Consider the following 16,342-nt stretch of genomic DNA (forward strand, 5'->3'; position numbering starts at 1 on the left):
TATGAATAGAGCTAAAAATAAAAATTTTAGGAGCATAAGGATCATAAGTCAAGAATATCTTTACCCGAGTAACTTGACTACTGGAATCCAAGTATGTATTAAACCTTATTTAAATTATGAGCTATCACATTTTAAAATACAAAGATTATGAGCCAAAAATGGATGAAAGTTCTTTTATCGCAGATGGTGTGCGTATCATAGGTAACGTTGAAATAGGAAGGAATGCGAGTATCTGGTTTAATTGTGTGATCAGAGGAGATGTTGGATCAATCAAAATAGGTGATGAAACGAATATTCAAGATGGCACCGTAATTCATGTAGATAGAAATCCAGGCGGTGACACGATTATTGGTAGTATGGTGACGGTTGGACATTTTTGTGTGTTGCATGCATGCATGATACATGATAAAGCATTTATTGGTATGGGCTCTGTTATAATGGATCATGCGATTGTCGAGTCTGAAGCTATGGTAGCTGCTGGTTCACTGGTGACACATGGAAAAGTGATAAAAAGTGGTGAAGTATGGGCTGGCAGGCCAGCACAATTCTTCAAAAAAATGTCAAATGAAGAAATAAAACATATTACACAATCTGCACAAAATTATATCATGCTGATGAAAGAATATAAGGCTATATGCTAGGTTGAGAAATCTTCAGCTCTGATGAACATTCTACGTTAACTACTTCAAAAGTTTCTTCAACTATATAATGCTTATCAATATAAGGCTCAATCACTTTTTCAACTCTAGTTTGCTTATCAATACGCTGATTAATAAAACTACCTCTGACTATAATATCCTTTATTGGCCAGTTTGTTTCTGTTGGAGTACCTGATGATTTAGCTGCAAGTTTTATCAGTTCTGATGTTAGAAAAAGAGATATAGTATTGTTTGAGTTAAGAGAGAAATTTACATGACTCCTGCAGTATTCAAGCGATTTGCCCACTGGATAATCTGGTATTTCACCTACAACCTTTCTTATTAGCCAATTGCACTCTTTGGTAAGTATGCTTGCTTCTTTTGGAACTTGTAGCGGTATTATAATATCATTGCTAATTCTATTTTCTTCTTGAGAAAAAAGTTCGGTGTAAGCTCCTTTTTTACTGTGTTTCTCAAAATACTTAGGAAAATAAATATTGAGATATTCAGAGTGTAATTCTATTCGATTTTTCTGATCATTTTCTAAGACAAACGTATATTTATCACCATTTTGCTTAAGTTCGCATAACTTAAATTTACTAAGGTCAGAGTCTGGAAATGGCTTTTCAATTTCAAAAGCAAGTGTAAGAGTGTGCGTTGTGTGATCAAATTCATTTTTTTCTTGTAGACCATCTTGTAGACTATAGTACTTATTTTTTTCATATTCCTTTTTTTCTCTATTAGCATTAACTTCCTGTTCATTAAAACTTTCAACAGCATAAAAAAATTCTTCTTCATCTAGCTCTTCTCCTGTTAGAGCATCCTCAAACACATCCTGTTCATCCTCTAAATCAATCTCATTACCTTTCGTTTCTATTTTATTCTCTATACTTATTTTTTTTGTATGGTCATTTCCATTGCTAGCAGTTGTTTGATGATGTGTATCGTTAGTTTGAAAAAAGCTCTTTACTTTTGATATTAAGCTAATCCATGAAAGTCTGACTTGATTAAGTAGCCATTTAAAACTCTTCATTGTTTTACCTCAACCTAATTAGTAAAAATTGTAACAGAATAAATTAAATATGTCAATAAGATACACAAATTGTACTAACTGGGAATTAGTGGCAGCACTTAACATCTGTGTAAATTTTGACATAGGCGTTTTCTGCATTTTAACCAAATCAGTAAGGAGGACACCATTGATATTCTCCTTTTAGAAGCAACTTGAATAAAACTGATAAAGTTTGAATTAAAGTGTGATTAGGAAAGTGAGTGATGAGAACTCTTTATTTGGACTTCTTTTGATTCATCTATTTTAGTATTAGGTCTTAGTGCTTCATATGTAGCACCACCAGCTACGAGTGCAGATGCTGTAGCTATGCCAATTATTGCTAATATACTTAGTCTAGTTGTATGTTCAAGTATAGTACTTGCTACCAGTCCAACAGCAAGACCAACACCAATAACAGCAGTGTACAACATTCTAGGATTATTTGAATTAGGCATATAGCTCACTAACTCTCTGCAACACTTTTCTGATTCTTTCTTTATGTCCTCGAGCTTATTTAGATCTTCTTTTTCTATTTTAGCATTTAATTCTAGTTTCTTACATAATTCTTGCATTTCTTTTACTTGTTTTTCTAATTTTTTAAAAAAATTTATTATTTTTGTTCCTTGTAATTTTATTATTGTTTCCTTAAGTAGTAACGTTGATATTGGCATTGCTATTTCTTCTATCTCTTTTTCTGTTTTCCTTTCCAATTCCACTACTTTTTCTATTCCTTCTTCTGATATTTTAGTGTCTTTTTTTAGTTCTATTTCAAACTTTCTTTTTTTCAACTCTGATTTTGCTTCTTCTAATGATTCTAATACATTCCATAGCTTTTCACCAGAATTCTGGCTCCGTTTTGGTGACATATACTGACTGCCTTTGAACTTTTTTGGTGATATGGGCTGATTTTTACCATCTTTAAGCTTTTTTGAGTTTTCACCAGCACTTACTTTAGCCATAATAAACCTCACATATTAAATAATGCTATTACATAATATCTTTAAAGCTCAATGTCAAATAGTATCTTTACATAATATAACTCATAAACAGAAAATTTTAGTATAAAATGCCATATTTACTTTGTGCTATGGTTTGAGGTAGAATAACAACTTGCTTCAAATATGGAAAGGCAGTACAACTCTATAATCAAGTTACTGAACTCTCATTTACTCCTCTTTTTTTGTAAAACAATCTACAATTTATTAGAAGATCTTCAGATAGACGTTGATCATTGGTTGCGTTTTTACAGTGAGACAAGACCTCATTCTAGTAAATATTGTTATGGCGATGTAGACTTTCCTGAATAGAAAACATATTGCTTTTTAGAAAAATATTAGTAGCATTACATTAAGAAACTGATATTAGTTTTCAATTTTTCTGTTAGTTAATTCTTGCTTGCTAGGTTAAGTTGTCTCTGGTAACCATAATGGCAAATCTTGTTAATTTGAGGCGTGGATTTTAGCCTCTCTCATCCTTACATTAGTTACATATTCTTTCGCAGAGGGCTAATGATAGCAATGAATTTATTAGTAAAATTCAGTAATTTATAACTGACAATTAGAGCTGTTAATTAGCAACTCACTTTAAATAGGTTACTCAACTGTGACAGATTTAGCTAAATTTCTCGGACAATCTACATCTAACCCTTTTTTTTCTGCAATAGAATAAGCAAGAAATTGCATAGCAACACTGTAGATAATTGGAGAAACAAAATTGTCAACTTCTGGAAGTTGCACCACATCTATGCAAATTCCCTTTAAGAGCGGTGCTCCTTGCTTATCACTAAAGGCAATTACTTTACCTTTTCTTGCAATAATCTCTTGTATATTGGATAGCGTTTTAAAGAATAAATTATCGTAAGGAATAATTGCGATAACAAGTACAGTAGAGTCTATCAAAGCGATAGAACCGTGCTTCATTTCTCCCGCTGCAATACCAATTGTGTTGATATATGAAAGCTCTTTTATCTTCAATGCACCTTCCATTGCAACTCCATATGAGCTTCCTCTCCCAATTATAATTATATTATTGTGCTCTAATATACTGCCTGATATATGTTGTATTTCCATCACATTCAAAACATGCTCAACATGTTCGGGAATAGAATTAATAGCACCGCTTAGTTCCTTTATCCTCTCTCTACCCAGTATACCTTTTATTTTTCCAAGTTCTACAGCAAAGCATGCTAAAATTGCAAGCTGCGTAGAAAAGGTTTTTGTCGAAGCAACACCAATCTCAGGTCCAGCAAGAGTATGCAATATAATATCTGAGGCTTTTTCTATGCTGCTATTAAATGTATTAATTATGCTAATGATCATTTGTTTCTGCAATCTCGCATAACGTAGTGCTTCCATAGTATCTGCAGTTTCACCAGATTGAGAAATGAATAAGCCAATACTACCTTCTTCGAGCTTGACGCTGCTATACCTAAATTCTGACGAGATTTCTAGATATACCCGAATTTGAGCAATACTTTCCAGCCAACACTTTGCTATTAGTCCAGCAAAATAGGATGAACCGCATCCAACTATAGTAATGTAACCTAGTTCAGAAAATAATTCTTTGTTGATTTCTTTATATTGTTTATAAAATTGATTTATTGTTTTGTTTAATGCATATGGTTGCTCAAAAATTTCTTTTAGCATAAAGCTAGGGTAACCATTTTTACTAATTAGAAAATTTCTTGGACTGCTATTTTCTGTTCTACGTTTAACTTGTGTACCATTATTATATATACTAAATTCGTTAGATTTTATTACTGCAATATCATTATCTTCTAAATGCAATATTTTTTCTACAAATGAACTCAAAGCATTAGTATCAGAGGCAGCAAATACTTTATTACAGTTATATCCTATTGCTAAAGGCAAATTTCTTTTTGCAACAAATAAAGTATCTGGATATTCTGCAAATAATAAAGCCAAAGCAAGTGAACCTTGTAAATTGTTTAGACACTGTAATATAGAATCAACTGGTGACAATCCTTCATTAAGATATGCAGTTAATATGTTTGGTATTACTTCTGTATCAGTGTCGGTATGAAAAGATACTCCCTTTTCCTCCAGATCCTTTTTTAATATATTGTAATTTTCAATCATGCCATTATGAGCAACAACAACATTATTTATATAAATGGGATGAGCATTTTTAAGATTTGGAACTCCATGTGTAGCCCAACGAGTATGTGCTATACCAACTTTGCTACTAGATATCTTGCTCTCATGAACAACTTCACATAATCTTTCAACTTTACCTTCTGATTTTTTGACTTCTATCTTACCTCTATTATTTATAATTGCTATACCTGAAGAGTCATACCCTCTGTATTCCAATTTTTGCAACGCGGTTAGTAAAGTTGGTATTACTGAATCACCGCTACTTACTATACCTAGTATTCCACACATTTCGTAAATTATGAAGCATTTTTGTCTTTTTTACTTTCCTCTAGTTTATTTTTCTTGCCATTCTTTTCAACTTTGCTTTTTTCAATAGATTTAGCTACTGGCTTTTGAATTTCTTTATTTAAGATTTCAGATATAGCAGACTTTAGGATTTTTATTTCAATTTTTGGTGCTATTTCTAGTATTAGTTGTGCATTTACTTCGTCAACTTTGTTTACTTCACCTATTATTCCACTAGAAGTAATAACCGTATCACCACGTTTTATTTGATCTATCATCCTTCTATGTTCTTTTAGTTTTTTGTGATTGGGGCGAATAATGAGAAAATAAAATACTACAAATATTAAAATGAGTGGAATAAAGCTAGCAACAGATGCTGATACATTGTTAGTCGCATCTGCCGCAAAAACCTCAGAAATAAACATATTTAATCCCAATTATTAACGATAAAATTAAATAGATTAAGCAGCAATTACAATATCATGTCAAGTCTCTGAAAGAAATTAATTCAAATTAATAAGAAACTTAAAGAATTTTAGGGTGTTTCTGCTGTAATGGCGGGAGTGATGAGACTTGAACTCACGACCTCATGCGTGACAGGCATGCGCTCTAACCAACTGAGCTACACCCCCCATTGCTTTTTAACGTTTGCAACTTTAAAGCTAATCAACGTGTTGCCACTTGTCAATATTTTTTGTTTGCGCTTTTTTGTCTTTTTTATTACTATGTAAATAACTTAATTTCACACATGGCTTATGCAAATAGTCCCATTAGGGTTATGCCATGGAAGGTAAACTATTTGGAGGAGTAAATATGATAAATTTGCCTAAAGTTACTATACGTGATTTAGCTGAATCTGGTGTGCATTTTGGCCATAAAGTTAGTCGCTGGAATGCGAAAATGGCCCCATATATATATGGTATACATCAACAGAATCGTATACACATAATAGACTTACGAAAAACATTACCATTGTTAGAGGTGGCGATGAAAGCTTTATACGATGTTGCATCTCAAGATGGTCGCATTTTATTTGTTGGTACGAAATTTCAAGCTTTAGATATTGTTGCAAGTGAAGCAGTTCGTTGTGGTCAGTATTATGTAAATGATCGATGGCTTGGTGGTATGCTTACTAATTGGAACACTGTTTCTTCTTCGATAAAAACTTTGATACAATATGAGAAAATATCCAATGATGAAGATAGCATCTTAACAAAAAAAGAATTAGGAAACATTGAAAAGAAAAGAAAAAAGCTTGATAAAGAATTGGGTGGAATTAGAGAAATGGGAGCAGTTCCTGATATTTTATTTATTATTGATACTAACAAAGAGCATATAGCGGTTAAAGAGGCTAAAAAACTGGGTATTCCTGTAGTTGGAGTACTTGATACCAATTCTGACCCAGATGGTATTGCCTATCCTATACCAGGAAATGATGATTCAAGAAAATCAATAGAGCTCTATTGTAAATTAGTTGCTGATTCTATATTAGCTGGAATAGAGTCTAGTTTGACAAGGTCTAGAGTTAAGGATGATGAGCTTATTCAAGAAAAAGAAGAGGATACTGTGCAAACTAAAAAGAAGCGTATTAAGGTTGAAACAGAAAGGGAGGTAATAGTAAGTAAATGAAGATGGATTCAAGTAGTATAAGGGAATTACGCGATAGAACAGGGCTTGGCTTAAGCGATTGTAAGAAAGCGTTAGAAGAGTGCGATGGTGATATTAAGAAAGCCGTTGATAGGTTACGTACAATAGGATTTGCTAAAGCTGACAAAAAGTCTGATAGAGTAGCTTCGGATGGGCTTATTGCTATGTGCTTGGCTAAAAATTATGGTGTATTGGTTAAAGTCAATTGTGAAACTGATTTTGTTGCTAGAAATGAGAAGTTCATAGCATTAGTTTCAAATTTAGCATCAATTGCTTGTCAAGAACGTTGTACTAGTCTTGATGAGTTAAAAAATGCCAAATATGAAGATGTTGGTACAGTGCAGGAAGCTATTATGAGTGGTACATCGGTTCTTGGTGAGAAGTTAGAGTTAAGCAATCTTTGCTACCTAGAGACTAAGGATGGGATTATTGCTGGCTATGTACATGGTGATATGAATGGCTTAGGTAAGATTGGTGCTTTAGTAGCATTGCAATCATCTGGTGATAAACAAGAGATTGGAAAGCAAATAGCTATGCATGTAGTTGCTATGAAACCTGAAGCTTTATCTATAGATGATTTAGATCAAGAAAAATTAAACAATGAGCGTTCTATAATTGAGGAGCAAGTAAAGAGCTTAAATAAACCTGAAGAGGTAGCGAAAAAAATAGTAGATGGACGAATGGCTAAATACTATGAAGAAGTTGTTCTGCTAGAGCAGAAGTTTATAAAAGATGATAAAATGAAGATTGCTGATTTTATAGAATCAAGTGCTGTTAAATTAGCTAATTATAAGTTACTTACTTTGGATGGTGCAAATAAGTAACAAAACTTCAGAAGTAAAATACCCCAGAGTGTTATTCAAAATCTCTGGGGAGGCTTTGATGGGATCAAAGCTATTTGGCCATGATATGGAAGTGATAGATAAACTATCCAAAGACATAGTTGAAGTTTGTAATCTCGGAGTTCAAGTTTGTATTGTTGTTGGTGGTGGGAATATTTTTCGTGGTGCATCAGCATCTTTAAGTGGCTGTGAAAGAGCAAGCAGTGATTATATTGGAATGCTTGGCACTGTCATTAATGCTTTAATTTTGCAAAATTTTTTAGAAAAAAGCTCTATAGTCTCTAGGGTGTTGTCTGCTATACCTATGACTACTATATGTGAGCCTTATATAAGAAGGAAGGCTATTCATCATTTAGAAGAGGGCAGGGTGATAATTTTTGCAGCAGGAACGGGTAATCCATTTTTTACTACGGATACAGCTGCAGCTTTACGCGCTGTTGAAATGAATTGTAATGTTATTTTAAAAGGTACGCAAGTAAGTGGCGTGTATTCTGCTGATCCAAAAAAAAATGAGAATGCTGTAATGTACGATAGGCTTTCTTACACAGATTTGTTAACTCGTGATTTGAAGGTTATGGATGCGTCAGCAATTTCACTTGCTCGTGAAAATTCTATTCCAATTGTAGTTTTTTCTTTGAAAAGTGAAAAAATGGTCAATATTATTAAAGGTCAAGGTACTTATACTATAGTCTCAGATTATAAACATTAGGTAATTTATGTTAAACGAAATAAAAGCTAAAACAAGAGAAAGAATGCTAAAAACTATTCAGTCTTTTCATGATGATATGAAAGGTGTACGTACTGGTAGAGCTAACTCATCATTACTTGATGGTATAGTTGTAAATATCTATGGTGGACATCAAAAACTGAACCAAGTTGCAGGCGTTTCAGCTATAGATAACAAAACTCTATCAGTTAAAGTTTGGGATGCTACTGTTATCGGTGAAGTAAAAAATGCGATAATCAATGCTAACCTGAATTTAAATCCTGTTGTTGAAGGAAATACTATACGTATAGTTCTTCCAGACTTAACACAAGAAACCCGTGAGAAGTTAGTGAAGTTATTGCATCAATTTTCTGAAAATGCACGAGTTGCGATTAGAAATATACGCAGAGATATTATGGAAGAAATAGAGGAAATGAAGAAAAATAAGGAAATCTCAGAAGATGATTTTCATGTTGCCAAAAAGGAAATACAAAACATTACTGATGATAATGTAAAAAAAGTCGATGACGACTTATCTATTAAAGAAAAGGATATATTGCATCATTAAGTTAATATGGAAGAATTTTCAGTGTTGAAAAACATACAAGGATTCGATACATATGCAACTGTATGAATGCTGTGATTCAGATCTCATCATTACGCACACATTTGATCGTTATACCTTTTGAAATCTAGAAAAAAAGCTTTTCAGTTTGATTTTTTATTACGATAATTAAGTTTACACTCTTGAGCGAAAACGATGCTGAAACGCCTTTTCCTTATTTTTGCATTTGTATTACTCATCCCACTGTCAAATGTTGATGCCAGAAGATATATCAGAATTGTTGGATCTTCAACTGTTTTTCCTTTTATCTCATTTATATCTGAAGAATTCAGCCGTATATTTTCCTTTAAAACTCCGGTTGTAGAATCGATAGGAAGTGGATCAGGGTTCAAAATGTTTTGTTCAGGAATAGGGGAAGGCACACCAGATATCACTACTTCATCTCGCCCTATGAAGGAAGTAGAGAGAGAATTATGTAAAAGAAATAAAGTGAATGAAGTAATAGAGATCATAATTGGCTATGATGGAATTGTTATTGCAAATTCAAATCAAAGCCATAGATTTGATTTTACAAAAAATGACCTGTTTGAAACTTTATCTTCATATTCTGAAGACAATGATAGATTAGTAAAGAATAACAAGAAATTTTGGTCTGATGTAAATCAAGCTCTACCAAAAACAGAAATTAAAATCTATGGCCCACATCAAAATACAGGTACACATGAAACTTTGATTAATTTTATTATGCTTGATCAATATTCATGTATGAACTCAAGGATTTTCAAAGAGAATTATCAAGACCAAGAAAAAAGAAAGAAAGCATGTAGTAATATCAGAGATGATGGAAGATATATAGAAGTTGGAATTAATGAAAACATAATAATACAAAAGTTGAAGAGCAATAAAAATGCTTTAGGAATATTTAGCTTCAGCTTTTTAGCGAAAAACCAAGATGAGATTCAAGGAAGCACAATCGCAGGAATTGAGCCAACTTATAAAAATATATCATCGGGGGAGTATATGTTAGCAAGGCCTTTATATCTTTATATCAAGAAAGAACACTTAGATACTGTTGATGGATTAAGGGAATTCATTAGAGAAGTTGTAGACTCTATTAGTACTGAAGGTGGATATCTATCTAGGCTTGGTCTAATTCCACTTTCAAGTGAAAATATGAAGAAAGTCTTGGAAAAGGTTCGTGATATAATATGATGACTTTGATATTTTTTTATTCTGGATACTAGGTTAACAATAGAACGTTTAAATTTCTTGTTTTTATTGTTATCATACTTAGCTTTCCTAAGCACTCATTTACTACAAAAACTTTCTACGAAATATAACAGGCTCTATTTGTGCTCACTTTAGAAAGTTGCGCGTTTTGCAGAACACATTTGGTGATAGGTTTCTCTATGGCTATTTCACAATTTTCTTTTATGCTTTTTTGTTCTTTGTAATCCTTAACTTCTTGAATAAAATCTTCAAGCCACTTCTCACTACCTATCTTGGCATGCCGTTGTTGCTCACCTTTAAGAAGTTTTATTACAGCTGCATCTTGATTTTCAGGCACTCTTTGATATTTAAGCCACAAGTCACGAATATCAGGAGAAGCTTTTTTCAAATGAGCTTCAAAGGTTGCTTTTGTGTCTTTTGTACTTTCTTCTTGTTGATCTTGATGGAATTTAAACCAGAAATCGCGAATCTCAGGAGAAGCTTTATCCCAAAGAAGTTTAGTAATTTCTTTTATATTTCTCAGATCTTCTTGTTTCAATCTTTTACCATCACCTATATATCGTTTATTAAGACCAACTTGCAGAGGATAAAGTAAAAGGGTAGTTTTGCTCTGTGAATGTATAGGTCTATTTAAAATCATTGCTAGATTTGTATCACAATCTTCTAATACTGCTTTAACTTTTTTAACATCTAAATAATCTATTGTTTGACGTAATTTGTGGTGAAGATCACTTATTCTCTTTAAGTTTTTCACTTTTTGCATATGCGAATCATCACTTCCTTTCGCTTCTTGTATAGCTATATCACACGAAATACTCTCAATTTTTTGCTCCATTTTCTGTATACATTGATTAATTTCCTTTTGATTTTTTTGGAATATAATAAATTGTGAAGTGGTACAAGGATTAGGTAGATCGCCTTTAAACTCTTCTTGTATATTACTAGGTAATTCGTTTTTCAAAACTTCTTGTATATCGCTATCGTGATTATTTTTTATATTCTCAAAGTTGCCTTTTATAGCTTCACTAATTAATGAATCTCGAATTTTTTTTTGTCTGTCAGTTAATAACATACCTTACCTCTATCTCTTATGGCAAATTTAGCGCTATAATTATACTTATTTATAATCAAGTCAAGAGAAAAAATTAGCAAAGCGGTTGAAGTTTTAATAACATATAGCTTTCAAAGTACTGTCTATGGAAAGTCTGCAAGTTTTACGTTCAATTGCGTTTATTGTGGGAATTTTTCTATTGTTGTTTGGCGTAGCAATGCTTATTCCTGCTATTACTAATAATTATCTAGGTTACGAATGGAAAAATTTTCTGGTTGGATTTATAGTTACCTGCATATTTAGTGCGATTTTTATTCTATTGGGTAAACTAAGTAGGTTACATGGAATGCCGGCAATTTTTGCGATTACCAGTTGTACCTGGATTGCATTATCTCTATTTGCAGCTATTCCATTTTATCTTGATAGTTTAAGCTACATTGATGCACTGTTTGAAGCAGTATCTGGGATTACAACCACAGGAGCAACTGTTCTAAGTTACATCGAGCAACAATCTCCGGGGATACTACTGTGGAGAGCAATGCTGCACGGTATAGGTGGTTTTGGAGTAATTACAGTAGGAATTGCAATTTTTCCCATATTTAAGGTTTTGAGCTTAAATAATTTACTCTATTCTGAGTACTCAGATGCTCTTAAAAGAAAGTTACCACATACGCGAAGCGTAGTAATACATATTGCAGAAATATATTACTGCCTAATTTTATTGTGCATATTTTCCTACTATCTAGCTGGCATGCCATTATTTGACGCAGTATGTCACGGAATGTCCGCTGTATCAACTGGTGGATTTGCTAACTATAACGATTCTATAGGCTACTACAATAACCCTATATTGGAGGTCATAACAATTATCTTTATGATTTTAGGCTCTTTACCTTTTCTGAGCTATTTAAAAATTATAAGACGATTAGACGTTTGTTATGATGAACAGGTCTCTTACTTTATTAAGATAGTTGTTATCTCATCTTTGCTTGCTTGTTTTTGGTTATATAAAAATTTTGACTTAGGAGTATTTTTATCATTTAGGTACAGCACATTCACCATTACCTCCTTTATCACATCAACTGGCTATGTAATGTGCAACTACTTGAATTGGAGCTTTATTTCAGTCTTAGCTTTCTTTTCAGCCTTTATTGGTGGATGTGGTGGTTCTGCTAGTGGTGGAATCAAAATCTTCCGTTTAGTCATTTTTCTAAAATCTATAAGGAATTACTTTAGCTCTTTATTAAATCCAAGTGAAAGCGATAGAGTAAAACTCAATGGTAAAATACTGGAAAATGATGAAGTTCAATCCGTCTTTACGTTTTTTGCGATTTACATGTTAACGTTCACTATATCATCAATAGTGATGTCTTACTTGAGCAATGCGGACTTTATAATTAGCATCAGCTCTGTTTCTGCAATGCTTACAAATTCTGGCCCAGGGTTTAGTAACCTAATAGGTCCTTCAGGTAATTATTCCTCCTTTAGTGGTGGAGTAAAGCTATTTCTATCGTTTTTGATGCTGCTTGGCAGGCTTGAAATATTGCCAATTTATTTTTGTATAGGTAGTTTATACTGGAAACTTTGCCATTCAAGAGTGTAACGCGAATTCAGGTTTACATTTAAATTCTATTACATATTATTATAAGTATTACAAAACTTTAAAGGACAATTATGGCAGTTATGCCAGATAAATGGATAAGGGAAAAGGCTGAAAACTCTAGAATGATAGAGCCTTTTGTGAATCATAAAAGCAGTAAGGGTGTTGTATCTTTCGGATTATCATCTTATGGCTATGATGCAAGAGTTAGTAATAAGTTTAAGATTTTTACTAATGTTAATTCAGCTATTGTAGACCCCAAGAATTTTTCTGAGAATAGTTTCATAGATAAGGAAACAGATGTATGTATAATCCCACCAAATAGTTTTGTACTTGCCAGCACGGTGGAATATTTTCGTATACCAAGGAATGTACTGGTAATTTGTGTTGGTAAATCAACTTATGCAAGATGTGGTATTATAGTAAACGTCACACCTTTAGAGCCTGGATGGGAAGGTCACGTCACACTTGAATTCTCTAACACTACTCCACTTCCTGCAAAAATTTACGCTAATGAAGGAGCATGCCAATTTGTGTTTTTACGCGGCGAAAGTGAATGCGAGAAATCATACGATGATATGAAAGGAAAATATATGAATCAACATGGTATCACTTTGCCGTTAGTTAAGTGATTACTTTAGATAAAGCTAGATATTGATTCTTTGTATTGAAGATTAGCAAAATTTTCTTTTATTAGTTCATCACATTTTTTATCACCTAAAACTGCACGTGCAGAGTGATTTTTAAATGATTCTATAAAGCTAATAAAGAAATTTGTAGAAGGATTACTTAAAGCTTTTGCAACTTCTTTTTTTTCTTCATCATTGGCAAGCTGATTAAATAATTCTTCACCTTTTTTTTGTAGCTCATTTTGAAATTCTTGTTTTACAGTAGCCTTATCCGCTCTTTGCAAGAAGGAAAACTCTTCAAAAGTGTACAAGGAAGAGACAATACTGTTAAAGGTACCAGTAAAACATGCACTGCCAACAAGTACTCCGTATTCTGTTTGCGATTCTACTAAATGTTTAACCAGTTGATATTTTCTCTGTGATATGCGGGTATTAATATCTATATTATTATCAGTACTTTTTTTATTTTTATCCTTACAAGCTTTCCAAACCAAACTTAAAACTTGCTTCAATCTTAATCCACTTCCACTATGTGAATCAGGGTCATTTTTTATACGCTTTAGGCACTCAAGCGCATGTTTTTGCTCATCTGCTGTGAGTTGATCTTTATCTACAGCTTTTTGTGTGCCATTTGCTATGCACTCTAACTGATCAATAAATCCTTCTATTTCCTTTATAAACTTATCATCAACATAAGGCTCGCCATAGTTTTCTTTTAGCTTTTGAACGTTAATATTAATTGCATCATTTACATTAGTATCATGCGTTGTTTGTGGGATACGCGCTGCCTCCATAAATGCTTCAGTTCTTTGATCTAACCATTCTGGTAATTTGCCTCCTGCAAGAACATATAGCTTACTCAATGCTTGAGCGACTAGAGTTAATGCTAGAACAAGAACAATAGATGCTATGAGTAATACTACAGCTAAACCAATGACTAGCCACCTCACAGGGGCTAGTAAAATATCTCTTAATTTTGACGTTCTTTGTATGTTACCTGGTGTATTTACTACCACTGGCATAATTAATTTTAAATAGTATCACTATCGTCAATATATTATATTTCTCTTATTTTGTCAACTCACATTTCTACTTCTGTACTTTTTCATTCTTTCTTCTAATTACTATAGATGCATTTCTTTATTAATTGATATCCTCTCAAGCAGCTAAAACTGATTGCATTCGCCTAGTTACAAAAAAATGTCTGTGCTAAAACATGCTCATATATAGCTCTTTTTCTAATAGTTTGAATAGCTGGATATTCTTTCTGGCTCAATTTTTTATAGCAAACCAATGGTTTGATTAAAATCAGGAGAATATGGAGGCAGATATATAACTTCAGCACCGATACTTTTAACAAATTCACTTATTTTCTATAAAAAGTTGCATTATCCAAAATCACCCAGCAATAAAGCTTGAACTAGCTATTAAAAACGTCTGTATCGCAGTAGCCTTCAAAAATCATAGGCGCCATAATTTTTCCCTTATTCAAAGCTGCAATCATACTAATACGCTGACTTTTGTGTTATCAATTCCAGATTAGTCGATATATACAAGAATTTCAGTGTTTTTTGTTGCTATGAGTTTTTTAAGCTCAGCACGTTTTTTCTGCGTCCTTAAATAGTCCTAATTTTAATTTGTTTTGAGTTTAAAGTCTTTCGTTAGGTTTGCAGAATACATTTCCTTATTATCTTGGTTATAGAAAGTAAATTTGTGATCGTCTAAACCTAATATTGCAAAGCCAAAGCCGAAAAAGTTTCTAACTTCGTGTGCTAAGTAATTTCTACTATTTGGATAGTTAAATTCTACGTTTTGATAAACAGGTTCTTGATCTTGAGCGTGTAATAATGCACCGCCGTTTCCAACTATAATCTGATCTGGAACATTATCCATTAATAAAATTTGGGCTATATGAATGTGGCCAGAAACTATGGTAGTAACATTGCTTGGAAATTTATCTCCAAAAGCTTCAATTTGTGTAAGATTACCATGGCTTTTTAATGTCAAAAATTCTTTTTTTGGAGATCTCCAAAGTGGTTTATGAGTCAAAAACCACGTGGGCTTATCTTGTATCAATTTATCAAACTGCCTCTCAAAAGCATCAACTGTGCTTTGGGTTGTAAAAATTTCCTCACCGGATGAAGAGTCGAAGATAAAAAACTTCATCGGCCCAGCATCTAAGAACCAACTGGAAATAAGATCTTCACATTTTTGAGGGAAAAAGGGGTATGAATCTAAATATCTGAACCATCCTTCATAAGCTCTATTACAACTCTCATGATTTCCACGAACAAAAAGAAAAGGAGATTGTGTTAAAATATCTTTTGCAGGCTCAAACCAATCAGCGTACCAAGCTTCTTTGCTATATCCATAAATATCGCCGCACTTTTTTGTGTTTCTACATTTTGTTTGTCTATAATGATAATCACCAACATGGATAATTAAATCTGGTTTATGAAAAGCGATTGAATCTAAATTTTTTTTCAAAGGCCAGTTATCTACAGAATTACATTCTTGCTGAAATAACATATTTATTCTACATCCTGTATCGCCAATGAAGGCAATTTTGCTGATCTTTTCCGCTAATACGGGAACTTTTATATTGTCAACACTAATGTTTTGAGCATTTGTTTCTACTATCAGTTCACAAACTGTTTCGGTATTGTTAATTGAGCTGCGATTTAGCATTTCTACTGCCTTATTATCGACGTAAGCAATGGGACACATGTTATTGTCTATAATCGCACGTATGCTTAATTTATTTTCTGGAATGATTTGAGACCATGTGTACAATATTTGTGCATGAGTGGGGTAAAAGCTAATTGTAAGAGATAGAATTAAAAAAATGAAGATATTAGCTATTTTCATTTGTATAAAGACCTAAATTAAGAATTAGCAGTAAGATTATCTTAAATGATTAAAGTTTGTAACCATAAAATTCATAGTTAAATTATACAGGCATTTCCTAAATTATCCTAGTAT

15 protein-coding genes, 1 tRNA gene and 2 pseudogenes are annotated in these 16,342 nt (G+C 32.8%); 9 read left to right on the forward strand and 9 right to left on the reverse strand.

The window, feature by feature from the left end:
- Positions 1-116 precede the first annotated feature (116 nt).
- Positions 117-641: a gamma carbonic anhydrase family protein gene (locus M1L26_RS02080; RefSeq protein WP_250120326.1), complete on the forward strand. Its 525-nt coding sequence runs from the start codon at positions 117-119 to the stop codon at positions 639-641.
- On the opposite strand, the gene M1L26_RS02085 is transcribed toward M1L26_RS02080, so the two are convergent.
- Both M1L26_RS02085 and M1L26_RS02090 read right to left on the reverse strand, forming a co-directional pair.
- Positions 631-1,671 carry a hypothetical protein gene (locus tag M1L26_RS02085; protein ID WP_250120327.1) on the reverse strand — a complete coding sequence of 347 codons (1,041 nt, stop codon included), beginning with the start codon at positions 1,669-1,671 and terminating at the stop codon, positions 631-633. The genes M1L26_RS02080 and M1L26_RS02085 overlap by 11 nt on opposite strands.
- Before the next feature lie 227 nt (positions 1,672-1,898).
- The gene (locus tag M1L26_RS02090) at positions 1,899-2,648 is read right to left on the reverse strand and encodes a kinetochore Spc7 family protein (protein ID WP_211907927.1); all 750 of its coding nucleotides are present in this window, start codon (positions 2,646-2,648) and stop codon (positions 1,899-1,901) included.
- 213 nt (positions 2,649-2,861) lie between these two features.
- On the opposite strand from M1L26_RS02090, the pseudogene M1L26_RS02095 reads away from it, so the two are divergent.
- Positions 2,862-3,015, forward strand: a pseudogene (locus M1L26_RS02095) (IS481 family transposase); the annotation flags it as partial.
- Between the two features lie 266 nt (positions 3,016-3,281).
- Here M1L26_RS02095 and glmS read toward each other — a convergent pair.
- The 3 genes from glmS to M1L26_RS02110 all read right to left on the reverse strand — a co-directional run bounded on the left by glmS (position 3,282) and on the right by M1L26_RS02110 (position 5,722).
- Positions 3,282-5,093 (reverse strand): glutamine--fructose-6-phosphate transaminase (isomerizing), encoded by a 1,812-nt coding sequence (gene glmS, locus M1L26_RS02100; RefSeq protein WP_211907929.1) that lies wholly within the window; start codon positions 5,091-5,093, stop codon positions 3,282-3,284.
- An 8-nt stretch (positions 5,094-5,101) separates the two neighbouring features.
- Positions 5,102-5,515 (reverse strand): preprotein translocase subunit YajC, encoded by a 414-nt coding sequence (gene yajC, locus M1L26_RS02105; protein WP_006012489.1) that lies wholly within the window; start codon positions 5,513-5,515, stop codon positions 5,102-5,104.
- Between the two features lie 130 nt (positions 5,516-5,645).
- Positions 5,646-5,722, reverse strand: a tRNA-Asp gene (locus M1L26_RS02110).
- A gap of 181 nt (positions 5,723-5,903) precedes the next feature.
- Here M1L26_RS02110 and rpsB point away from each other — a divergent pair.
- The 5 genes from rpsB to M1L26_RS02135 all read left to right on the forward strand — a co-directional run bounded on the left by rpsB (position 5,904) and on the right by M1L26_RS02135 (position 10,062).
- The gene (rpsB, locus tag M1L26_RS02115; RefSeq protein ID WP_211908765.1) at positions 5,904-6,719 is read left to right on the forward strand and encodes a 30S ribosomal protein S2; all 816 of its coding nucleotides are present in this window, start codon (positions 5,904-5,906) and stop codon (positions 6,717-6,719) included.
- Complete coding sequence (gene tsf, locus M1L26_RS02120; protein WP_250120328.1) at positions 6,716-7,561, forward strand: translation elongation factor Ts; 846 nt, start codon at positions 6,716-6,718, stop codon at positions 7,559-7,561. The genes rpsB and tsf overlap by 4 nt, the downstream gene beginning before the upstream one ends.
- Positions 7,545-8,288 carry a UMP kinase gene (pyrH, locus tag M1L26_RS02125; RefSeq protein ID WP_015588403.1) on the forward strand — a complete coding sequence of 248 codons (744 nt, stop codon included), beginning with the start codon at positions 7,545-7,547 and terminating at the stop codon, positions 8,286-8,288. The genes tsf and pyrH overlap by 17 nt, the downstream gene beginning before the upstream one ends.
- Positions 8,289-8,295: 7 nt before the next feature.
- On the forward strand, positions 8,296-8,853 hold the full coding sequence (gene frr / locus M1L26_RS02130) for a ribosome recycling factor (RefSeq protein WP_211907935.1): 558 nt from the start codon (positions 8,296-8,298) through the stop codon (positions 8,851-8,853).
- Positions 8,854-9,045: 192 nt separating this feature from the next.
- Entirely contained in the window at positions 9,046-10,062 is a 1,017-nt protein-coding gene (locus M1L26_RS02135; RefSeq protein WP_135352867.1) for a substrate-binding domain-containing protein, read from the forward strand.
- Between the two features lie 115 nt (positions 10,063-10,177).
- On the opposite strand, the gene M1L26_RS02140 is transcribed toward M1L26_RS02135, so the two are convergent.
- Positions 10,178-11,152, reverse strand: coding sequence for a hypothetical protein (locus tag M1L26_RS02140; RefSeq protein ID WP_211907939.1), 975 nt, complete (start codon positions 11,150-11,152; stop codon positions 10,178-10,180).
- Between the two features lie 124 nt (positions 11,153-11,276).
- On the opposite strand from M1L26_RS02140, the gene M1L26_RS02145 reads away from it, so the two are divergent.
- Together M1L26_RS02145 and dcd are read left to right on the forward strand one after the other, a co-directional pair.
- Positions 11,277-12,734 (forward strand): TrkH family potassium uptake protein, encoded by a 1,458-nt coding sequence (locus M1L26_RS02145; protein WP_250120329.1) that lies wholly within the window; start codon positions 11,277-11,279, stop codon positions 12,732-12,734.
- Positions 12,735-12,805: 71 nt separating this feature from the next.
- On the forward strand, positions 12,806-13,363 hold the full coding sequence (gene dcd / locus M1L26_RS02150; protein ID WP_250120330.1) for a dCTP deaminase: 558 nt from the start codon (positions 12,806-12,808) through the stop codon (positions 13,361-13,363).
- Between the two features lie 5 nt (positions 13,364-13,368).
- Here the strand turns inward: dcd and M1L26_RS02155 are convergent, their stop codons facing one another.
- From M1L26_RS02155 to M1L26_RS02165, 3 genes and pseudogenes are all read right to left on the reverse strand, one after another.
- Positions 13,369-14,382: a hypothetical protein gene (locus M1L26_RS02155; protein WP_250120331.1), complete on the reverse strand. Its 1,014-nt coding sequence runs from the start codon at positions 14,380-14,382 to the stop codon at positions 13,369-13,371.
- A 253-nt stretch (positions 14,383-14,635) separates the two neighbouring features.
- A pseudogene (locus tag M1L26_RS02160) lies at positions 14,636-14,977 on the reverse strand (transposase); the annotation flags it as partial.
- A 15-nt stretch (positions 14,978-14,992) separates the two neighbouring features.
- Positions 14,993-16,228: a metallophosphoesterase family protein gene (locus M1L26_RS02165; RefSeq protein WP_250126881.1), complete on the reverse strand. Its 1,236-nt coding sequence runs from the start codon at positions 16,226-16,228 to the stop codon at positions 14,993-14,995.
- Between the last annotated feature and the right edge of the window lie 114 nt (positions 16,229-16,342).

This window comes from Wolbachia endosymbiont of Ostrinia scapulalis (assembly GCF_023559145.1).
GTDB lineage: Bacteria > Pseudomonadota > Alphaproteobacteria > Rickettsiales > Anaplasmataceae > Wolbachia.